Raw genomic sequence first — 17,718 nt, forward strand, 5'->3', positions numbered from 1 at the left:
GTAGGCAATAAAAAACCGCCCGGAGGCGGTTGTTGTGTGAGGCCGGCTAACCCGTTCCCTCTCAGCTACCGACAGTTTTCAGCGGACCGCCGGATGCAGCGCTACTCCCATGTATATGGATTACGTGGCCATCGCTCGTGTGGGACCATGTTACCCAAGACTCTTCATTCTGTGCGGCGCACCGTCGATGGAAGTCTAAACAGCATTGGAAGCATAGTAAGTCACGCTCGCACAAGGTTCGCACCAGTTTGGGTGCAAAGCATCTCGACCGATCATGGCCATTAAGAGCTCTGCCCCCCCGTTAGAACCGGCTAAATATCGACGAAAGGTATACGCACATGCATCAGCCAATTGCAACATCGGAGATTCCTTTTTTTGGGCAAATGCAGGAGCATCTACAAATAGATCAGCAGAGAAAAGTAATCCATCTGGATGGGAGTATCCTAACGGTAAAGGTTGAACTTGCTCCGGCGATAGTTGAACACTCACCTGCCTCGCAACTTGATAGACTTTGCTCAAAAATTGTTGCCGCTCTGGAATACTTTCGTGTACAACGAGTATTCGCTCGCCTTTGCCTGCCATGCGTTTAATGATTCGATTTGCCGCTTGAAGCATAAAGGCGAAAGCCATCATATGGTCGCGCTCAGATGCACTGATCTTATCTTCCGGAAAATTTCCATTTAGTGCGTTTGCCTTCGTAGCGCCCACATGGATTGGCATTCCCAAGCTACGTGGGATAGAGACAAATGATTTGAAAAAATCCAGCCTATCGCTTAGCGGCCAGCGTTCGCGAGGGACTCGTTTACCGCCGTTGATAATCTCTTTCCCATGAAAGATAAAATCTTTACCTAGATCTGCGGGGACAAATTTATTAACAACAGCTCGAATCGCGTTTTCTGCTCGCGCTGACATTTCGCTGTCAGCAACCTGAACTCCTACAACTATGCGATGAGGTTCGGAGTCAGAGGTTCCAGCTTCATCTACATAGACAACTCTCATGCTTTCGCTCCTTGCTCGTCGGCTTCTCGGTGGGGGGGGGTTGGTCACATACCTTTATTGGCAGTGATATAGGCAGCAAACATGGTGGTGAACACGGCCAACGTGACCGTTGTTAAATCGATGTCGGCACGCGTTGTACTCTGATAGACCGCTGTGCCGACGAACGCGAGGGCAATGCCCCACGAATACGTCAGAGGAAATGGAGTGCCGCGCTTGCGCTCCAGGACAAAACCTAAAATGAGTATTGCCAGCATGTAGAAACCCGCGATCAATTCCATGCATTACCTCGTCGGCTGATATGTTGGGCTTTTCGGACTAGAGCGTCGGATCCCTGCGCTCTGGGAAGGTCACTCTTCCGTGCAAATCATCGGTTGGATATAGCCTGTTGTAATAGGTATTACGGACTCGCCTCGATCGCTTGAAATACCAAGTCCACAGCGCTGCAACGATCATTCCACCGAGAGCAGACCCGACTCCCTGAGGATCGAAGTAATCATTCAAACGAAGTCCCAAGAACACATTCGCGCTGATAGCGTCCAGCAGCAACGTAATTACGGGCAGCCATAATGCAAACATTGCTAGCTTTACAGATTGTGGTTTGTGGTCTTTCCACAACCGATATCCAGCGGCGATCGATATAGCGCAGCCTGCGACCACTAAACACCAAGTGGCAGTTTTGTAGTTAGACCAATCAGGGATGCCAATTATTTGCGGATACAGTTTCTCCGTTTCATCGATATTTCTTAACGTCGCTCCAAAGCTACCTAGGGGACGAAAGATCATCAGGCCAACTATTGGAAGCCAGAGCCACCCGCCGACTCCCGTAGGTCCGACAACATCTCGAGCTTGAACTGTCCGCGCTGGCTTAGAACTTCCTGACGGCGTGAATAGATCACGAAAAGAACCGATGACGGCTGCAATTACCCCAGGAACAATCAGAGCCAGACCTGGAGCGGCAAACACCAAAGCCATCACCCAATGCCAATGCCAAACGTCCATCGCCCCAAAGAACGCCCCGATTGTCACAGGAAGAGTGAAGCGAAATACAAGACCTACGGTTAGCGCTGCCCAAGCCCAGCCCACACCAAGGTGATATTCAATGCCGATGTAGCCGGCCACGAGTTGCGCTATTCCATAGGCCGTAAATGCCAGAAACCCGATAAGAGGTACCAGTGCTCTCATGACATCCCCAATAAAAATAGTTGTTTCACCATTCTCATTTAGTCACACTCATGGCAAATATTTTCCCTCGGACCAGATCAGTTTTAAGTATTTCGGTTTAGGCAGCGGCCGCGCCTGTCGCAGGGCTTTTTCCCGCCTTGCCCTCAATCAGGGTAAGGGCGCGTTCTTCCACCTTGGCGCGGTCAGCCTCTGAAAGCAGAGCAAACTGATCTGGCGTAATTTCCTTAAAGGGCCAGCCAGGCATCTCAATTCCAGGCAGCGGGACTTTAAAAAAGGCAGCTTTGGCTATTTCCACCATCTGCACGTAGCTGGGCTCATGCTTATTGGTCTCCCATGCCGAGACATTTCCTTTGGAAACGCTCAACTTCTCGCCTAGTTCGGTCTGCGTGAGCCCTGCCTCATTACGGCATTGCTTGACCCAATGTCCTATGTTCATGCGGGGAGTGTAGAGAAAACCTAAACGGCACAGGTCTAGTTTTTCTTGACTTTCAAAGTCAAGAATTTCTATACTTTCATGCATGAAGCCACCTATTGAACATCCTCTCGACAGAGCGGCCCGCGTTATTGGGTCCGCTGCTGCATTGGCCCGCCTGCTCGGGGTCACCCGCGGCGCGGTGACTCAATACAAAGAACAGGGGCGCCGCATTCCGGCCGAGCACTGTCCGATCATCGAGCGAGAGACAAAAGCTCGAGGAGAGGCTGTCACCTGCGAGGCGCTGCGTCCCGACGTAGATTGGTCGGTTTTGCGGCAGGCGGTTCCCGAACTCGCCCAGCAGCGGGAGGTGGCTTGATACCCCTCCCTCTCTATGCGTACTTACTGTGGAGGGGTGGCGAGCGCGTTGTATGTCGCCCAATCTACCGATTGATCGACGCAAAGCCCATCGTCCTTGTCGATGAACTGCTTGAAGTGGTCGCGCAATTGAGCGCACGTAACTCCATCCAGCTTGAACGCCCACAACGATTCCAGAACGCGCACTGCGTTGACGGCTTTGAGCGCGTCGTACAGCGGCTGGTAATTCCGAGCTTTCCTCAAGTCGTAACTCAAAAAGTAAAGGGCCATGATGACTAAGTCTCCTGATATTTCGCTGCGCGAATGGACGCTTCCTGAGGGAAGTCTGATCAAGATCGGCGGCATCCCGTACGAACTCACGGCGGCAACCGTCGTCCGGGGCAACTCCGATCCGACACAAGTTGTAGCACAAGTTGAAATTCGAAACCTCAAGGATTCGAGCGCTCAGGAGTCGCCTCATGAATGACCCAGATCCCAAAGACGAGCGGATCCCGATCGGACCGACCGATGTTTGAACCTGCCTGGAGAAAACGATGAGCGAATCAATAAAACGGGGCGAGATTCCCGACGCAATCCAGCAAGCGATTGTCGATGCCGCATTGAGAGCAGCGACAAATGCTTTGGTGAGAGGTCTAGAAACTACAGAGGCCACTGAGCACGCCCGCACGACAGCCGAGGCCGGCGTACGAGCGTGGCAGGCCACAAACGGGATTACGTCTTGATCGCCTCTCCCCTTACCTTTTCCTGGTACTGCCGATTGAACTCGTCGATGAACCCCCAGACGAATTGGGCTACGAGTTCGCCGTTCTTGGAAGTGTGTGATGCATTGACAAGCAGTCCCGGTTGGGACTTGGACAACTCGATGAAAGTAGACAACGCACGCTTGAAATCGTGGTCTCTCATAAGAACCCCTCCTGTGGGGAAAGTGGGTTGTGGTTGGTCGCCACGCCCGTTGTACCCGGGCACTGCTGATCGTAGCCGCAGGCAGGGGTTCTCGCCAGTATCGATAGGTGGTTGTGATGTCCATCCCTGAAGTTTCAGCCGAGGACGTTGAAAGCACACGCAAGACCGGTGCACGCATACGTGCCGAGATCGGTCAGCGTCTTGCAACAGTCACTCAAGCCCGTGCAGCGGATTGCATGGGCGTTTCTGCGAGCACGGTAAGCCGGGCGGTACAGGACTTGGATTCCGTGTGCCAGCTGCTGGCAGCGCTCGGGCTGCAGGTCGCACCGCTCGACGCCATGGTGGTGAGCAAGGCCCGCATTGAGGCGCTGGAGCTGTTCACGTACGAGTACCTGCGAACGAAGATTGAGAGTCGGCAGTTATGAAGCGGCCATCGTTCCAGTTTTATCCCGCTGACTGGCGTAAGGACGCAGCCTTGCAGAGCTGCTCATTGAGCGCCCGCGGACTCTGGCACGAGATGATGTGTCTGATGCATGAATGCGAGCCTTATGGCCATTTGTCGGTCAACGGCAAACCTATGCGGCCGGCTCAAGTAGCCCGTCTGGTCGGTGTCGCCGAAAAAGAATATCTGAAACTTTTAGCGGAGCTGGAGGATGCTGGTGTGCCCTCCGTGGCCGACGACGGCTCCATTTATTCAAGACGCATGGTTAGGGATGAACACATCCGTAATGTACGCGCTGAAGCAGGAAAGAAAGGGGGAAATCCGAATTTGGTTAGAAGTAAGGTTAAGCAAAAGGATAACCAAACATCCAACCAAACCATCAAGCAAAGTCCAACCCCTTCATCTTCATCTTCATCTTCAATAGAAAAAGAAAAAGAAATAGCGGCGGCGGCATCTCTCGCGCACACACGCGCGTGCGAGGCACAGGCCACGCCGCCGCCGCTTGACGGCGACAAGACGCCCGACGAAAAAGCCCTGGCCGTGGCCGTCTGGCTACGACGACGGGAAAAGGATCGCGGCAAGCAGCCTCGAGGAACGCAGGCCAGCGACCCGCGCATTGCCGCCTGGATCGAAGCCGGCGTAACCGGCCTGCAGATCTCCGAGGCCTACTCGCTCGCCCTGCTCGACCGCGATGCCACAGGTGATTCCGGCCCGATTGGCCCCGGGTTCCTGGACATCTTCGTCGCGAAGGTGCTGCACCCGCCGGCGGCCAACAGCGCCGTCAACGGCAAGCGCCCTGCCCCTGCAGATCCGCTGACCTGGGCACTGACTGCCTCGGGCATCGAAGCCAAGGGCGCGGAGCTCGGGATCGTGCAGGAGCCCGGCGAGATCTTCCCAGCGTTCAAGGCCCGGGTGCACACGGCGGCAGGGATAACCGATGCCGACCGAGCGCGTCTGCTGGCCGACTACCAGGTGCGGATATGACCACGACGGTGCAATGCGTCCAGTGCCGCATGTTCTCCCTGCAGAAGCACGGCGGCATGGCCCAGCAAGGCTTCGGCGTCTGTCTCCTCGAGGCCGACACTCACCCGGGCCGATTTGAAAGCGCAACGTTCCAGCGGCGTTGTACCGACTTTGCCGAGGCCTTGCCCGCGGTGATCGAAAAACGAGTTTTGTGGCTGCAAGCGCAGCGCGAAGAGGGTTGATGTGATCGAGTTCGTGATACCGGGTGTACCCCAAGGCAAAGGCCGGCCGCGCGCCGCAATGCGTGGCAAGCACATCCGCCTGTACACGCCGGAAAAGACCGCGACGTACGAGAGCACTGTTTCGCTGGCCGGGTACAAGGCAATGGCCGGCCGCGCGCCGATCGAGGGGCCCGTTATGGCCATGCTGACGATCAAGCTGCCGATTCCGGCGTCCTGGTCCAAGCGCAAGCAAGCTGCAGCGCTGGCCGGTACCGAGCTGCCCACCAAGAAGCCGGATGCGGACAACGTGATCAAGGCCATTTTCGACGCCATGAACGGCGTCGTGTGGGTGGATGACACCCAGGTCGTGGACATGGTCGTACGCAAGCGCTATGCCCTTGTGCCCGGCGTAGTCGTACGGATCTCGACCGTGCAGGCCCAGGACCTGCTGACCAGTTCTGGAGGCGCATGACCCGTGCAGTGATGGATCTCGACTGGTCGGAGATTGTGTTCGACCTCAAGCGTGCAGGGATGGCGCATCGCGAGATCTGTGAGGCGCTCGGACCGGCTGCGAGCGAATCGATGATTCGGCAGTACCTGGCGGGCGCCACACCAACCCATTGGCGCGGCGAGCTCTTACTGGATCTATGGGAGGCAAAGACAGGGCGCGAGCGCCCCTCGGCACCACGCAAACCCGCCGAGCTGCGCCGCGTCGCCGAAAGGCGGGCCCACAGCGCCCAGACTGCATTTATGCCCACCGAACACCTGCCCGCCGTGGCGCAAGCCTACGGCATGACGGTGCCCGATCTGCTGCAACTTTTGCATAAGCGGCCTAGACGGAACAAGAACATGGGCGAAAGCCTATTGCTTCCTGGATTTGAAGAATGATGACCCCGAAGAAGTGGCGATTTGCCGAGGAGTACTTGAAGGACCTGAACGCCACGCAGGCCGCCATACGCGCTGGGTACAGCAAGAGAACCGCACATTCGCAGGCCGAACGGCTGTTGAGGGATGTTGAGGTCCAAGCTGCGATCCAGTCAGCCATGGCCGAGAGGTCTGAGCGTACGCGCATCACGCAAGACAACGTGCTGCAGGAATTGTCCGCCATGACGCTCTACGACGCCGGCGAGATCGGGCAGTACAAGATCCAAAGCCCCGAAGACGTTCATAAGCTACCGGAACGCCTACGGCGCTGTGTCGTTGGCTGGTCATGGGACAAATCGGGCAACTTCACGCTGAAGCTGGCTGACAAATTGGGAGCCGCCACGCTGGCCATGCGGCACCTTGGCATGCTTAACGACAAGCTGACGATCCAGCGCCCGAGAGTGACACGGCGAGACCTGACAGGCCGCAAGAGCGAGGACAACTCCTGATGCAGCCCGAAATCCACTACGACTACGCCGCGCAGGGGGTGGTGCTGGCCGAATACATCGCCAGCCGTGCGCCCCGTACGATGATCATGGGCCCGCTCGGCAGCGGCAAAACAAACGCCAGCTGCTGGCGCGCCATGGACATTATGTGTCAGCAGGAGCCAGACGAATACGGCGTTCGGCGCACTCGAGGCGCGGCAATCCGGAACACCTATCCGGACCTGATGAGCACCACGACCAAAGACTGGCTGGAAATGTTCGGAGATCTGGGCCGCTGGGTCGCAGGCGGCCTGGAGCCTCCTACGCATTACCTGTCGTTCGATCTGGACGATGGCACGAGTGTCGAGGCTGAGCTGGTATTCATCGCCTTGGACCGGCCGGAACACGAGCGCAAGCTGCGTGGTCTGCAGCTGACATTCGCCTGGCTCAACGAAGTTAAGGAACTGGTCAAGGCCATCGTTGACATGCTGGACCTGCGGGTAGGTCGATTTCCCAAAGATGTGCGCCCGACCTGGTTTGGTCTCTTTGGCGACACCAACGCGCCCGATAGCGATCACTGGTACTACAAGCTAGCCGAAGAGGACAGGCCCGAGGGCTGGACGTTCCTGCGTCAGCCCGGTGGCGTTATCAAGATCGGCGACAAGTGGCAGGTAAACCCTGATGCCGAGAACCTGAAGAACCTGCCGCCGGGCTATTACGAACGCGGGATGCAGGGCAAGAAAGAGGACTGGATCAAGGTCAACCTGGGCAATCAGTACGGTTTCGTGGTCGATGGCAAAGCCATTCACCCTGACTACCAGGACTCGATGCACTGCCGTGACTTCGAGCTGGATCCGCGCCTGCCTCTCATGATCGGCATGGACTTTGGATTAACGCCGGCGGCCGTGTTTGGTCAGCGTCGAGCCATGGGAGGATGGCGCATTCGAACTGAACTCGTAGCCACTGATATGGGGGCCGAAAAGTTCGCCCACGAGATCCATCTGCACCTGGCTCAGCAATACCAGGGATTCAAGATTGGGGGCTTCTGGGGCGACCCATCGGGGGACAACCGGTCGCAGGCCGACGAGAACACCCCATTCCGCATCCTCAAGGCGGCAAATCTGCCGGCGAAGCCTGCACCTACCAATGATCCCGTGCTGCGTTGTGGCGCCGTGGACAGCGCTCTCAGTCGAATCATCGATGGCGAACCCGGGCTGATCGTACACAGCGACTGCAAGACCCTGCGCAAAGCCTTGGCCGGCGGCTACTGCTATCGGCGTCTAGCCGTGTCCGGTGAGCGCTTTGCCGATGCTCCGCTCAAAAACATGTTTTCCCACGTAGCCGAAGCTGCACAGTATCTGCTGGTCGGTGGCGGGGAACATAAGCCGTTGGTGAGCATCAAGCGCCCGGCTGGCTATAACAGGCCCAAACGCGCCATTATGGATTGAATACTCAGGTCAATACCTGACCTGAAAGCGATCTCCCAGCTATGCCAGATAATGAAACTACCGCAGCCAGCGAGGAACATATGCAATTGCCAACGATATAGGCTCGCAGCAACCGAGTTGTTCTTGTCAAAGTCGTCTTGTAAGACACCGGCTGCAATGCGCTGCCGTTCAGGATCTCGGCCGCAATGTGGGTCTGTACCACTGTAAATGCCTATCATCTTGGCGTTGGTCAATTTCATTACCGAACTCTTGTGTAGGTAACGGCAGCCGCAATAGAAACTGACTCCCCATAACGCAAGCGCCACAAAGGCGGGGATCAGCCGAACTGTGAGGAGTGCTTCGCGCGTTTGAGTGACACCAAATCCAACACCGGCACCCACCGCGGCAAGTAGGAAATAGGCAAACTTCTCGCGCATTTCCTGCCCGGCACGCATCAATTCGAATTGGTACTCTAGACTCATATCGGCTCTCCCGGCCATTGAACACCCAGATTTTCGCAGACTACTGCGCGCGCGCGTAACCACACTGGCGGCACATTGTTTCGACAAGGCCCGCCATGTCCAGCTTTCTCGGTGGCAGCAAACCCAAGCTGCCCGACCCTCCCGCACCAGCCGCTCCGCCGGCAACCACTGATGCCGCCGCCGCTGGTCAGGCCGAGGCCGATCGTGTACGCCGTCGCCGCGGCACGGCCAGCACCATTCTGACGTCCGATACCACCGCCCGCCCGGGCTCAGTGGCCACCAAGACGTTATTGGGCTCCTGATGGAAAACCAGGACGTTGATCTGATCCGCGAGATCCTGGCCGACCATGAGGCCATGAAGCAGGCGCGCCAGTCGTTTGAGTCCCAGTGGGACCAAGTGATTGAAACGGTGCTGCCACGCTATCGCAAATTCGGGCAGACCAGCGACAGTAACCCTGGCGACAAACGCACGCAGGACATTTTCGACTCTACGCCGATGCTGGCCCTGCGGCACTTTGCGGCGGCGATGGACTCCATGATCACGCCGCGCACGCAGAAATGGCACGGCTTGACCGTCTCCGATCCTGACCTGCGGGACAACCCGGCCATTAAGAAGTACCTGGAGACGGTCACCGACATCCTGTTTTCCCACCGGTACCGCTGGCGCGCCAATTTCGCCTCCCAGTCTGGTGAGAGCTATGTTGGCTATGGTGCATTCGGTGCTGGTGGCATCATGATCGATGACGTTCTTGGCCAAGGCATCCGGTACCGAAACCTGCGTATGAACCGCCTGTGGTTCGCCGAGGATGCATTCGGCGTGGTCGACAAGGCGCATATCGTCTGGACGCTGACGGCGCGCCAAGCTGCTCAGAAATGGGGAGCAAAGTCCCTGCCTTTGTTCATCCGCAACGCGCTCGACCACAACGACCTCGAGCGCAAGTTCGATTTCCTGCATGCGATCCGGCCGCGCCGCGATCGTGAATACGGCAAGGTCGATGCCCGCAACCTGCCGATCCAGTCGGTCTGGATCCCGTTGACTGCTGAGTCCCAGATCGTCGAGCACGGCGGCTTTCGGGTGTTCCCGGCTGCGATCGGGCGCTTCTATGCGGCCGACGACTCGGCCTACGGGTACTCCCCTGCAATGGAGGCCCTGCCGGACACGCGCATGCTCAATCGCATGGAAAAGACCAACATCAAGGGCGCTGAAAAGGCCGTTGATCCCCCGTTGGTTCTGGCCGATGACGGTGCCCTTGAGGCCTTTGACCTGCGTTCTGGCGCCCTGAACTTTGGCTATCTGAACGAACAGGGCACGCCTTTGGTGCAGCCGCTCAATCTGGGCAAGAACGTCCCGCTGGGCAGTGATTACGCCAGCCAGAAGCGCGAGTCCATCAACCTGGCGTTTTACGTGACGCTATTCCAGATCCTGGTGGACAACCACCAGATGACCGCCACCGAAGTGCTGCAGCGCGCCCAGGAGAAAGGAATTCTGCTCGGCCCGACCATGGGCCGCGTGCAGTCCGAGCAGCTCGGCGCACAGATCAGCCGCGAGCTCGACATCCTTAACCAGGCAGGCGCACTGCCGCCCATGCCGCCGGAACTGGAAGAAGCGGGTGGCGTCGTCGAGGTCGAGTACAACAGCCCGCTCAACCAGGCCATGCGTGCAGAAGAAGGCACCAGCCTGTTGCGCCTGGCTGAAGCGTCTGCGCCTTTTGTGCAGGCTGATCCGAGTGCAGCGCGAGTGTTCGACGGCGTGAAGATCCTACGCCGCCTGGCCGACGTATTCAGCGTGCCATCCGAATGTCTACGTACTGACGATGACCTGGCCGAGCAAGACGCAGCTGCTGCACAACAACAGCAGGCCGCCCAGCTGCTCGAGGCCGCTCCTGTCGCCGCCGGTGCAGCCAAGGACCTTTCGTCAGCCGCCCTCAACGCCTCCAACGCACGCATATGAGCATCCCTTTCAAATTCCGCATGATGTTCGGGCGCCGTAGCGCATACCGCCGCGCCTTCCTCGACGACAAAGGCGAACTCACGACCGCCGGTGAACGTGTCATGGCCGACCTGGCCAAGTTCTGCCGCGTCCGCGAGTCCATCACGATCGTCTCGCCCATCACGCGCACCGTAGACACCCACGCCTCCTTACAGGCGGAGGGCCGTCGCGAGGTGTTTAACCGCCTCGCCTACTACCTCAATCTCAGTGAACAAGACATCTATCAATTGATGGAGCGAGAAAATGCACGCCCTGAATAAACGTTTCCTGTTTGCCCGGTTGCTTCGCGAAGAGGCTGCGGCCGATACTCCACCCGCTGGTGATGGCGGCGCGGTCGCGGATCCTGCGGCTGTTGCTGCCGAGGCCGCAGCTGCTGAGGCTCAGGCTAAAACGGCACCGCCGGCCTGGCACGCCAGTATCGAAGACGCCGGATTGAAGGCGTTCATCGAAGGCAAGGGATTCAAAGACGCCGGTGAGGCGGTCAAAGCCCTGCAGGATCTAGAAGGCAAAACCACGGTTCCCGAGTCCGCCGACGCCTACAAACTGCCTGTGCCGGATGGCCAGGACGGTGCATTCGTCACCGAGGCCGCTAAGTGGATGCACGAGGCCGGTGTGCCAATCGCGCAGGCTCAAGCCCTGGCCACCAAGTGGAACGAATACCAGGCCTCACAGGCGCAGGCCGCAGATCTGGCTCGACAGCAGCAAGGCGAGGCCGATGTGGCCGCCCTTCGCAAGGAATGGGGCGGCCAGTACGACGCCAACGTCGAGCTCGGCAAGCGTGCTGTACGCACGTTCGCTGGTGAAGGCGGAGACGCAGAGCAGCTGATCGGAAAGATCGAAGGTGCGATTGGAGCAGCAGAGACGCTCCGCCTATTCCAGCGCATCGGCAAAAGCATGGGCGAAGGCACCCTGACGCCGACAGACAGCCCAGCTGGTGGATCTGGCGAGCCGGCGGATGCCGCGACCCTGTTCTACCCCAGCATGGCGCAAAAGAAATAGCAGGACGCACAGATTTAGGGCCTTGGCCCATAACCGCCGAAAGGCAACTTAAACGGCCAACTCTAAGGAGCTAAAATGGCTACTCTCTCCACCCAGAACCCGACGTTGGCCGATGTGGCCAAGCGCCTGGATCCCAACGGCAAGATCGACAGAATTGTCGAGTTGCTGAACCAAACGAACGGCATTCTCGAGGATGCCACGTTCATCGAAGGTAACCTGCCCACCGGTCACCGTACCACAGTGCGTACCGGTATCCCTCTGCCGACCTGGCGCAAGCTGTACGGCGGTGTCCAGCCGACTCGCAGCACCACGGCGCAGGTCACCGACAACTGCGGCATGCTGGAAGCGTACGCCGAGGTCGATAAGGCCCTGGCTGATCTGAACGGCAACACCGCTGCGTTCCGTCTCTCCGAGGATCGCGCTCACGTCGAGGGCATGAACCAGGAAGCGGCCCGCACGGTCATCTATGGCAATGAAGGTACCGACGCTGCCAAGTTCACCGGCCTGGCTCCTCGCTACAACTCGCTAACCGCCGAGAGTGGAGAGAACATCATCGACGCCGGCGGCACTGGCAGCGACAACACCAGCATTTGGCTAGTGACGTGGGGCGAGAACACCATCCACGCCATTTATCCCAAAGGCTCCAAGGCTGGTTTGAATCAAGAGGACAAAGGCCAGGTCACCATCGAGAACGTCGATGGCAACGGCGGGCGTATGGAAGGCTACCGCTCTCATTACAAGTGGGACATCGGCCTGACGGTTCGCGATTGGCGCTATGGCGCACGCATCGCCAACATCGATGTGTCCGCTCTTTCCGATCCGGCCACCGCCAAGGATGCCACGGCCGCTCTGATCGAGCTGATGATCGAAGCGTCCGAGCGCATCCCCAACTTCGGCATGGGTCGCGCTGCCTGGTATGTCAACCGTACCGTTCGCACCAAGCTGCGTTTGGGCATCCTCAACAAGATCGCCAACAACCTGACTTGGGAATCCGTAGCAGGCAAGCGCGTGATGATGTTCGACGACATCCCTGTCCGTCGCACGGATGCGCTCCTGAACACCGAAGCCCAAGTCGTTTAACAGAGTCTGGGCCCATTGATTAACTGAGTATGGGGCTTCGGCCCCAACTGGAGCAAATTATGTACATCGATTCTCGTTTGGAGTTTTCCGTCAAGCAGGTGGTCGCTGCCGCCGGCCCTTCGACCAATGTCGTGGATCTCGGCGCACCGGTTCGCAAGATCGGTCCAGGCCGCACTATGTGGGTCGTCGTGCAGGTTGACGCCGTTCCCGCGGCTGCGATCACCGCCTCGATTCAAACGTCCGCTGCCGAAGGCTTTGGCACCTCTAGCACCATCGGAAGTGTCGTCATTCCTCAGGACGCACCGATCGGCACTCGCTTGGTGATTGGGTTCCCCTACACCAACCAACGCTATCTGCGCATGAATTACAGCGCGGCCGGCACGCTCTCGGCGTGGTTGACGGACCAGGAGCCGCAATCCTGGGAACCGTACCCCGCCCAGGTTTAAGGAGCACATCAGATGAAAGTCCGAGCGATTAAGCAGGGTTTCTATGGTGGCGACCTGAAAGAGCCTGGGAAAGTGTTCGAAGTGAAAGACGGCAGCAAAGCGAAATGGTTTGTTCCCGCCTCGAGCGGTAGCACAGCCGAGGCTGACGCGGGAAACGGTCGTGGCGCTGGCTCTCGCCAGACGAACGCTACGAAGTCGGGAAGCGGCGCCGGCGCCAAGCCGCAGTAATGGATTGATCCCATGGCCGTCTCCCAAGTAGACATCGCCAACCGCGCCCTCACCAAACTTGGTGCAGGGCGCATCATTTCTTTGGACGACGATTCGCAGGCGTCGAACACACTGTCGTCCATGTTCGATATCGTGCGAGATGCCGAGCTGCGCAAGAACTTGTGGCACTTCTCCAAAGCGCGCGCGCAGTTGCCTGCTTTGAGCCAAGCGCCGCAGTTTGGCTTTACGCATCAATTCCAACTGCCGTCAGACTTTCTGCGTCTCATCGAGGTCAACGGCCGCCGCTGCCATCCCAAACCGCAGTTGGATGGATGGTATTCGATCGAGGCGGGCCGGATCCTGATTGACCAGGCCGGGCCCCTGCGTATCCGCTATGTCCGTCGCGTCGAAGATCCCACTCTGTTCGATGCACTGTTTGTCGAGGCCTTTGCCTGCAAGCTGGCGTTTGAGGCGTGCGAAACACTGACCCAGTCCAACACCAAGAAACAGACCGCCGCGCAGGAGTATGAGGTGGCATTGAAGGATGCACGGCGCATGAATGCGATCGAGCGCCCTGCTCAGGCCATTTCCGACGATTCCTGGCTAGAGAGTCGCAACTGATGCCTAAAGATACCCCGATCCAGAATACGTTCGATGGCGGTGTGCTTAGCCCCATGCTCGCCGGTCGCACAGACTTGGCCAAGTACTTCAACGGCTGCGCGGTGCTCGAGAACTTCCTGCCGTCCGTGCAAGGCCCTCTCGTGCGCCGCGGGGGCACTCAATTCATTGCGCCGATCAAAGTCGCATGGGATAGATCGTGGCTCGTGCGATTTCAAGTGTCTGAGCGGGTCTCGTACATGCTGGAGTTCGGCCACACCTATATCCGCTTCTATACGAATCGCGGTCAACTGATCGACGGTGGCGTACCCGTTGAGGTCCAAACTCCTTACGCCGCCTGGGACCTGACCAATGACGATGGAACATGCAACCTGCGCGTCGTTCAAAGCGCTGACACCATGTACATCTTTCACGGAAAATTCCAGCCGAGAAAGCTGCTGCGCAACGCGGCCAACGCGTTTTCGTTGACAGTGGCAGAGTTCACCGAAGGCCCTTTCGATGACGTGAACTCTGACGAGAGCATCACCGTCACAGCAAACGCAGAGACAGGCCCCGTTACGCTGACGGCGAGTGCTGATATCTTCAAGCCCGAGCACGTCGGTACGCTGTTCTATCTGGAAACCGCCGACCTATCTGCCGTCAAACCCTGGGGCGTATATCAAGAGGTGTCTGTAGGCGATCGCCGTCGCGTTGACAATCGCGTGTACCAATGCACGCAGGTCGGGCCTACCAACTCCGAAGGTCATCAGGTGACGGGCAACCAGACGCCGATTCACACCGAGGGCAAGGCGTGGGACGGTGACGGCCAGCCTGTAGAGAACGATCAGCGCGGATCCATTGGCGTGGAGTGGGAGTTCTTGCACGCGGGCTATGGCATTGTCCGCATCCAGGGATACACGGACGCCCGGCATGTCACTGGCACCATCATCAAGCGCCTGCCTACTGAACTCCAACCAGGCGGAGGCTCGAGCACGACCGTCACGCCCTACCCTATCAGCTCAATAAGCCCTGTTGGGACCAATCTCAACGACACTTTTGTCAGTGCACCTGGGCACCCGTTTGCAAATGACGATCCTGTCGTCATCACGGGAACCGCGTTCTTTGACACGGACAGCGTGGGAACAGATAAAACCCGTGACGGCTCCTATGTGGTCAGCGATCGTTCCTCGAGTGGCTTTCGAATCGGCGTCAGCTATCCAGGATCTACCTACGCTTACGACCCAGATTCCGAGGGCGTGGCCACACGAACCATTACTGTCAACTACACGAGCCACACACCGTCCTGGAAATGGGCGTTTAGCCTGTTCTCTGATGCCAACGGGTGGCCGGAGCATGGAGCATTCTGGCGTCAGCGCCTTGTGCTGATGAGCGGCCGCGTGGGCGCGATGTCTGTGACGAGCGATTTCGAGAACTTTTCCGCTAAGTCGCCCGGTGGTGAGCAGGAAACGGACTCGAGCATCGTATTTCGCCTTAATGCCCGCCAGATCAACCGCGCAGTATGGCTGGTCGAGTCGGACAATCTCATCATCGGCACCGACGGCGATGAATGGATTGTCGGACCGATCCAGACGAACCAGGCAGTAGGACCTGCCAATCTTCGCGCCGAGCGGCGCACTGCCTACGGCTCTCGGTCCATTCAGCCGGTCGAGGTCGGTGGCCGTGTGTTGTTTATCCAATCCTCGGGCCGAAAGCTGCGGGACTACGAATACAGCTACGACACCAATAACTTTGCATCGTCCGACACCACCAAGCTGGCATCCAGTATCCTGCAGAGTGGCGTGATCGATATGGCCTATCAACAAGAGCCGGATTCGATCATTTGGGCCGCACGAGCCGATGGTCGCCTTGTTGGCTGCACCTACGATCAGGAAACCGGCCGTAGCGACGTGTATGCCTGGCACCCTCACCCGATGGTTAACGGGTGGGTAGAATCTGTGGAGACGATGCCGGCGCCCGACGGATCTGCCGATGACGTGTGGATGATTATCCGGCGCGAGGTCAACGGCCAGACCGTTCGGTATGTCGAGCTGCTGCGTGCTCCGCTCAAAGACGATGAGGACCAGGCCGAGGCTTTTTATGTGGACAGCGGCCTGACGTATCGCGGCCCGACCACCGCCGAGGTTTCTGGCCTGTCCCACCTGGAAGGTCAGGCAGTCGATATCCTCACCAACGGCGCGGCACATCCTCGCCGCACGGTGGCTGATGGCAAGGTGCAGCTGCAGTTCGAGGCTGAGATTGTGCATGTCGGCCTACCGACGTCCTGCACCATGGCCACCATGAATATCGAGGCCGGCGCAGCCAGCGGTACGGCGCAGGGCAAGATCAAGCGCATCACAAACCTCATCGTCCGGATGTTGCGCAGCCTGGGCGGCCAAGTGGGCCCGTCGCGCACCGAAATGAACACGCTGAACTTTCGGCGTCCGTCTCAACCCATGGGCAAAGCACCGCCGCTCTATACCGGCGATAGCGACCCAATCCCATGGCCTGGCGGCTATTCGCGTAATACGCAGGTCTGGTACACGAACGATCAGCCCTTGCCGGTAACGCTGGTGGCCTTAATGCCGGTGGTCGGCACGAGCGATGACCGATGAAGATTGTTCGATTGCAGACCGAGCACGTTCTCGCCGTCCAGCTGCAAGAGGCTCAAGCTTTCGCGCTGCCCATGATCGATATCGGGCATGCACGCCAACTTGTTGAATCTGAGGGAGTCGGCTGGGCCGCCCTGGATGGGGACGACGTCATTGCCTGCGCCGGCATTGTCCAAGCCCACGCTCAACGCGGTATGGCCTGGGCCATGTTTTCCCAACGGGCACTACAGCAATTCAAACTCATCCACCGGGTAACCCGTCACGTGCTGGCCAGCGCCCCATGGCGGCGCATCGAAATGACGGTGGACGCACGTCACGAAGCGGCCATCACCTGGGCGGAGCGCCTGGGATTCGAGCGCGAAGGCCTGATGCGCGCCGTAACCCCGGATGGCCGGGATTGTTTTCTTTATGCGAAGGTGAAGTAATGGATCCTATCTCAGCATTCCTGGTTGCCAATGCAGGAACAATTGCTGCTGTGTCCGGCGGCGTTAGCGCCGTTGGTTCGTATATGCAAGGCGAATCTGCCGCCAGCGGGTACCGACAACAGGCAGCAGCTGCCGAGCGCAATGCGGAGATCGCAGACGTTCAGGCCCGTCAGGCTTATGACGCCGGCCTGCAGAACGAGCTGACGCAGCGGCGCAGCGCTTCACAGCAGCAGTCAGATATCCGCGCCTCTGTCGCCGAATCTGGGCTGGATCCGAGCAGCGGATCGGCGCTCATGCTCCAGCAGCAGTCCGTCGAGAACCTGGAAATGGACGCGCTGACGACTCGGTACCAGACGCTGCTGCAGGGCAGCGCTTACGAGCAAGAGGCCGCGATGAACCGATATACCGCCAGGACGTTGCGCGGCTCTGCACGCGATGCACGTCGATCTGGGACGCTTGGTGCTGCGACCTCACTGCTGACGGCGGCAACAGGCTATGGATTGGCCCAGCAAGCAGGATCCGCTAGCGCCATCGGTGGTACAGGTCTTCGCTCTGGCAGCGGGCTAGGCCTTCGCGTCGGCAACGTTGCGCAATACTGGAGGTAAGC

Annotated in this window: 27 protein-coding genes; 20 read left to right on the forward strand and 7 right to left on the reverse strand. The window is 58.6% G+C overall.

Features of this window, described 5'->3' with window-relative positions; genetic code table 11:
- Positions 1-195 precede the first annotated feature (195 nt).
- The 4 genes from ACNA0J_RS11385 to ACNA0J_RS11400 all read right to left on the reverse strand — a co-directional run bounded on the left by ACNA0J_RS11385 (position 196) and on the right by ACNA0J_RS11400 (position 2,701).
- Positions 196-999 carry a DUF3800 domain-containing protein gene (locus ACNA0J_RS11385; RefSeq protein ID WP_415818974.1) on the reverse strand — a complete coding sequence of 268 codons (804 nt, stop codon included), beginning with the start codon at positions 997-999 and terminating at the stop codon, positions 196-198.
- Positions 1,000-1,043: 44 nt separating this feature from the next.
- On the reverse strand, positions 1,044-1,277 hold the full coding sequence (locus tag ACNA0J_RS11390; RefSeq protein WP_415818975.1) for a hypothetical protein: 234 nt from the start codon (positions 1,275-1,277) through the stop codon (positions 1,044-1,046).
- 37 nt (positions 1,278-1,314) lie between these two features.
- Positions 1,315-2,181 carry a DUF2569 family protein gene (locus ACNA0J_RS11395; protein WP_415818976.1) on the reverse strand — a complete coding sequence of 289 codons (867 nt, stop codon included), beginning with the start codon at positions 2,179-2,181 and terminating at the stop codon, positions 1,315-1,317.
- A gap of 97 nt (positions 2,182-2,278) precedes the next feature.
- On the reverse strand, positions 2,279-2,701 hold the full coding sequence (locus ACNA0J_RS11400) for a helix-turn-helix transcriptional regulator (RefSeq protein ID WP_415818977.1): 423 nt from the start codon (positions 2,699-2,701) through the stop codon (positions 2,279-2,281).
- On the opposite strand from ACNA0J_RS11400, the gene ACNA0J_RS11405 reads away from it, so the two are divergent.
- Positions 2,700-2,972 carry a transcriptional regulator gene (locus tag ACNA0J_RS11405; RefSeq protein WP_415818978.1) on the forward strand — a complete coding sequence of 91 codons (273 nt, stop codon included), beginning with the start codon at positions 2,700-2,702 and terminating at the stop codon, positions 2,970-2,972. The genes ACNA0J_RS11400 and ACNA0J_RS11405 overlap by 2 nt on opposite strands.
- A gap of 23 nt (positions 2,973-2,995) precedes the next feature.
- On the opposite strand, the gene ACNA0J_RS11410 is transcribed toward ACNA0J_RS11405, so the two are convergent.
- Entirely contained in the window at positions 2,996-3,241 is a 246-nt protein-coding gene (locus tag ACNA0J_RS11410) for a hypothetical protein (RefSeq protein ID WP_415818979.1), read from the reverse strand.
- On the opposite strand from ACNA0J_RS11410, the gene ACNA0J_RS11415 reads away from it, so the two are divergent.
- Positions 3,240-3,437, forward strand: coding sequence for a hypothetical protein (locus tag ACNA0J_RS11415; protein ID WP_415818980.1), 198 nt, complete (start codon positions 3,240-3,242; stop codon positions 3,435-3,437). The genes ACNA0J_RS11410 and ACNA0J_RS11415 overlap by 2 nt on opposite strands.
- A gap of 245 nt (positions 3,438-3,682) precedes the next feature.
- Here the strand turns inward: ACNA0J_RS11415 and ACNA0J_RS11420 are convergent, their stop codons facing one another.
- Positions 3,683-3,874 carry a hypothetical protein gene (locus ACNA0J_RS11420; protein ID WP_415818981.1) on the reverse strand — a complete coding sequence of 64 codons (192 nt, stop codon included), beginning with the start codon at positions 3,872-3,874 and terminating at the stop codon, positions 3,683-3,685.
- A 116-nt stretch (positions 3,875-3,990) separates the two neighbouring features.
- Between ACNA0J_RS11420 and ACNA0J_RS11425 the strand changes: the two genes are divergently transcribed.
- The 7 genes from ACNA0J_RS11425 to ACNA0J_RS11455 are packed head-to-tail and all read left to right on the forward strand — an operon-like array spanning position 3,991 to position 8,297.
- A complete protein-coding gene (locus tag ACNA0J_RS11425) occupies positions 3,991-4,299 on the forward strand; it encodes a CII family transcriptional regulator (RefSeq protein ID WP_415818982.1) in 309 nt (102 codons plus the stop codon).
- Complete coding sequence (locus ACNA0J_RS11430) at positions 4,296-5,300, forward strand: hypothetical protein (protein WP_415818983.1); 1,005 nt, start codon at positions 4,296-4,298, stop codon at positions 5,298-5,300. Before ACNA0J_RS11425 ends, ACNA0J_RS11430 begins: the two co-directional genes overlap by 4 nt.
- Positions 5,297-5,521, forward strand: coding sequence for a hypothetical protein (locus tag ACNA0J_RS11435; protein WP_415818984.1), 225 nt, complete (start codon positions 5,297-5,299; stop codon positions 5,519-5,521). Before ACNA0J_RS11430 ends, ACNA0J_RS11435 begins: the two co-directional genes overlap by 4 nt.
- 1 nt (position 5,522) lies before the next feature.
- Positions 5,523-5,972 (forward strand): RusA family crossover junction endodeoxyribonuclease, encoded by a 450-nt coding sequence (locus ACNA0J_RS11440; RefSeq protein ID WP_415818985.1) that lies wholly within the window; start codon positions 5,523-5,525, stop codon positions 5,970-5,972.
- Complete coding sequence (locus tag ACNA0J_RS11445; RefSeq protein WP_415818986.1) at positions 5,969-6,388, forward strand: hypothetical protein; 420 nt, start codon at positions 5,969-5,971, stop codon at positions 6,386-6,388. Before ACNA0J_RS11440 ends, ACNA0J_RS11445 begins: the two co-directional genes overlap by 4 nt.
- Positions 6,385-6,873: a terminase small subunit gene (locus ACNA0J_RS11450; RefSeq protein WP_415818987.1), complete on the forward strand. Its 489-nt coding sequence runs from the start codon at positions 6,385-6,387 to the stop codon at positions 6,871-6,873. The genes ACNA0J_RS11445 and ACNA0J_RS11450 overlap by 4 nt, the downstream gene beginning before the upstream one ends.
- A complete protein-coding gene (locus tag ACNA0J_RS11455) occupies positions 6,873-8,297 on the forward strand; it encodes a TerL (RefSeq protein ID WP_415818988.1) in 1,425 nt (474 codons plus the stop codon). The genes ACNA0J_RS11450 and ACNA0J_RS11455 overlap by 1 nt, the downstream gene beginning before the upstream one ends.
- Here ACNA0J_RS11455 and ACNA0J_RS11460 read toward each other — a convergent pair.
- Positions 8,264-8,758 carry a hypothetical protein gene (locus ACNA0J_RS11460; RefSeq protein ID WP_415818989.1) on the reverse strand — a complete coding sequence of 165 codons (495 nt, stop codon included), beginning with the start codon at positions 8,756-8,758 and terminating at the stop codon, positions 8,264-8,266. The genes ACNA0J_RS11455 and ACNA0J_RS11460 overlap by 34 nt on opposite strands.
- A gap of 95 nt (positions 8,759-8,853) precedes the next feature.
- On the opposite strand from ACNA0J_RS11460, the gene ACNA0J_RS11465 reads away from it, so the two are divergent.
- From ACNA0J_RS11465 to ACNA0J_RS11515, 11 genes are all read left to right on the forward strand, one after another.
- The gene (locus ACNA0J_RS11465; protein WP_415818990.1) at positions 8,854-9,060 is read left to right on the forward strand and encodes a hypothetical protein; all 207 of its coding nucleotides are present in this window, start codon (positions 8,854-8,856) and stop codon (positions 9,058-9,060) included.
- Positions 9,060-10,709, forward strand: a complete 1,650-nt coding sequence (locus ACNA0J_RS11470; RefSeq protein WP_460490388.1) for a portal protein — start codon at positions 9,060-9,062, stop codon at positions 10,707-10,709. The genes ACNA0J_RS11465 and ACNA0J_RS11470 overlap by 1 nt, the downstream gene beginning before the upstream one ends.
- Positions 10,706-11,008 carry a Bbp19 family protein gene (locus tag ACNA0J_RS11475; RefSeq protein WP_415818992.1) on the forward strand — a complete coding sequence of 101 codons (303 nt, stop codon included), beginning with the start codon at positions 10,706-10,708 and terminating at the stop codon, positions 11,006-11,008. The genes ACNA0J_RS11470 and ACNA0J_RS11475 overlap by 4 nt, the downstream gene beginning before the upstream one ends.
- Positions 10,992-11,747, forward strand: a complete 756-nt coding sequence (locus tag ACNA0J_RS11480; RefSeq protein ID WP_415818993.1) for a hypothetical protein — start codon at positions 10,992-10,994, stop codon at positions 11,745-11,747. The genes ACNA0J_RS11475 and ACNA0J_RS11480 overlap by 17 nt, the downstream gene beginning before the upstream one ends.
- Before the next feature lie 75 nt (positions 11,748-11,822).
- Positions 11,823-12,827: a major capsid protein gene (locus tag ACNA0J_RS11485; protein ID WP_415818994.1), complete on the forward strand. Its 1,005-nt coding sequence runs from the start codon at positions 11,823-11,825 to the stop codon at positions 12,825-12,827.
- A 59-nt stretch (positions 12,828-12,886) separates the two neighbouring features.
- Positions 12,887-13,273, forward strand: a complete 387-nt coding sequence (locus tag ACNA0J_RS11490) for a Bbp16 family capsid cement protein (protein WP_415818995.1) — start codon at positions 12,887-12,889, stop codon at positions 13,271-13,273.
- 12 nt (positions 13,274-13,285) lie between these two features.
- Positions 13,286-13,501: a hypothetical protein gene (locus ACNA0J_RS11495; protein WP_415818996.1), complete on the forward strand. Its 216-nt coding sequence runs from the start codon at positions 13,286-13,288 to the stop codon at positions 13,499-13,501.
- A gap of 12 nt (positions 13,502-13,513) precedes the next feature.
- Positions 13,514-14,101 carry a phage connector family protein gene (locus ACNA0J_RS11500; RefSeq protein WP_415818997.1) on the forward strand — a complete coding sequence of 196 codons (588 nt, stop codon included), beginning with the start codon at positions 13,514-13,516 and terminating at the stop codon, positions 14,099-14,101.
- Positions 14,101-16,689 carry a phage tail protein gene (locus tag ACNA0J_RS11505; RefSeq protein ID WP_415818998.1) on the forward strand — a complete coding sequence of 863 codons (2,589 nt, stop codon included), beginning with the start codon at positions 14,101-14,103 and terminating at the stop codon, positions 16,687-16,689. The genes ACNA0J_RS11500 and ACNA0J_RS11505 overlap by 1 nt, the downstream gene beginning before the upstream one ends.
- Positions 16,686-17,111, forward strand: a complete 426-nt coding sequence (locus tag ACNA0J_RS11510) for a GNAT family N-acetyltransferase (protein ID WP_415818999.1) — start codon at positions 16,686-16,688, stop codon at positions 17,109-17,111. The genes ACNA0J_RS11505 and ACNA0J_RS11510 overlap by 4 nt, the downstream gene beginning before the upstream one ends.
- Entirely contained in the window at positions 17,111-17,716 is a 606-nt protein-coding gene (locus ACNA0J_RS11515; protein WP_415819000.1) for a virion core protein, T7 gp14 family, read from the forward strand. Before ACNA0J_RS11510 ends, ACNA0J_RS11515 begins: the two co-directional genes overlap by 1 nt.
- Positions 17,717-17,718 lie beyond the last annotated feature (2 nt).

Source organism: Bordetella tumbae, assembly GCF_965139195.1.
GTDB lineage: Bacteria > Pseudomonadota > Gammaproteobacteria > Burkholderiales > Burkholderiaceae_B > Bordetella_A > Bordetella_A tumbae.

Coding starts and splice junctions, on each gene's coding strand:
- ACNA0J_RS11450 (WP_415818987.1), top strand. CDS start 6,385: ATGATGACCCCGAAGAAGTGGCGATTTGCCGAGGAGTACTTGAAGGAC.
- ACNA0J_RS11445 (WP_415818986.1), top strand. CDS start 5,969: ATGACCCGTGCAGTGATGGATCTCGACTGGTCGGAGATTGTGTTCGAC.
- ACNA0J_RS11385 (WP_415818974.1), bottom strand. CDS start 999: ATGAGAGTTGTCTATGTAGATGAAGCTGGAACCTCTGACTCCGAACCT.
- ACNA0J_RS11435 (WP_415818984.1), top strand. CDS start 5,297: ATGACCACGACGGTGCAATGCGTCCAGTGCCGCATGTTCTCCCTGCAG.
- ACNA0J_RS11390 (WP_415818975.1), bottom strand. CDS start 1,277: ATGGAATTGATCGCGGGTTTCTACATGCTGGCAATACTCATTTTAGGT.
- ACNA0J_RS11470 (WP_460490388.1), top strand. CDS start 9,060: ATGGAAAACCAGGACGTTGATCTGATCCGCGAGATCCTGGCCGACCAT.
- ACNA0J_RS11475 (WP_415818992.1), top strand. CDS start 10,706: ATGAGCATCCCTTTCAAATTCCGCATGATGTTCGGGCGCCGTAGCGCA.
- ACNA0J_RS11405 (WP_415818978.1), top strand. CDS start 2,700: ATGAAGCCACCTATTGAACATCCTCTCGACAGAGCGGCCCGCGTTATT.
- ACNA0J_RS11455 (WP_415818988.1), top strand. CDS start 6,873: ATGCAGCCCGAAATCCACTACGACTACGCCGCGCAGGGGGTGGTGCTG.
- ACNA0J_RS11395 (WP_415818976.1), bottom strand. CDS start 2,181: ATGAGAGCACTGGTACCTCTTATCGGGTTTCTGGCATTTACGGCCTAT.
- ACNA0J_RS11465 (WP_415818990.1), top strand. CDS start 8,854: ATGTCCAGCTTTCTCGGTGGCAGCAAACCCAAGCTGCCCGACCCTCCC.
- ACNA0J_RS11490 (WP_415818995.1), top strand. CDS start 12,887: ATGTACATCGATTCTCGTTTGGAGTTTTCCGTCAAGCAGGTGGTCGCT.
- ACNA0J_RS11425 (WP_415818982.1), top strand. CDS start 3,991: ATGTCCATCCCTGAAGTTTCAGCCGAGGACGTTGAAAGCACACGCAAG.
- ACNA0J_RS11495 (WP_415818996.1), top strand. CDS start 13,286: ATGAAAGTCCGAGCGATTAAGCAGGGTTTCTATGGTGGCGACCTGAAA.
- ACNA0J_RS11400 (WP_415818977.1), bottom strand. CDS start 2,701: ATGCATGAAAGTATAGAAATTCTTGACTTTGAAAGTCAAGAAAAACTA.
- ACNA0J_RS11410 (WP_415818979.1), bottom strand. CDS start 3,241: ATGGCCCTTTACTTTTTGAGTTACGACTTGAGGAAAGCTCGGAATTAC.
- ACNA0J_RS11500 (WP_415818997.1), top strand. CDS start 13,514: ATGGCCGTCTCCCAAGTAGACATCGCCAACCGCGCCCTCACCAAACTT.
- ACNA0J_RS11420 (WP_415818981.1), bottom strand. CDS start 3,874: ATGAGAGACCACGATTTCAAGCGTGCGTTGTCTACTTTCATCGAGTTG.
- ACNA0J_RS11485 (WP_415818994.1), top strand. CDS start 11,823: ATGGCTACTCTCTCCACCCAGAACCCGACGTTGGCCGATGTGGCCAAG.
- ACNA0J_RS11510 (WP_415818999.1), top strand. CDS start 16,686: ATGAAGATTGTTCGATTGCAGACCGAGCACGTTCTCGCCGTCCAGCTG.
- ACNA0J_RS11430 (WP_415818983.1), top strand. CDS start 4,296: ATGAAGCGGCCATCGTTCCAGTTTTATCCCGCTGACTGGCGTAAGGAC.
- ACNA0J_RS11480 (WP_415818993.1), top strand. CDS start 10,992: ATGCACGCCCTGAATAAACGTTTCCTGTTTGCCCGGTTGCTTCGCGAA.
- ACNA0J_RS11515 (WP_415819000.1), top strand. CDS start 17,111: ATGGATCCTATCTCAGCATTCCTGGTTGCCAATGCAGGAACAATTGCT.
- ACNA0J_RS11505 (WP_415818998.1), top strand. CDS start 14,101: ATGCCTAAAGATACCCCGATCCAGAATACGTTCGATGGCGGTGTGCTT.
- ACNA0J_RS11415 (WP_415818980.1), top strand. CDS start 3,240: ATGATGACTAAGTCTCCTGATATTTCGCTGCGCGAATGGACGCTTCCT.
- ACNA0J_RS11460 (WP_415818989.1), bottom strand. CDS start 8,758: ATGAGTCTAGAGTACCAATTCGAATTGATGCGTGCCGGGCAGGAAATG.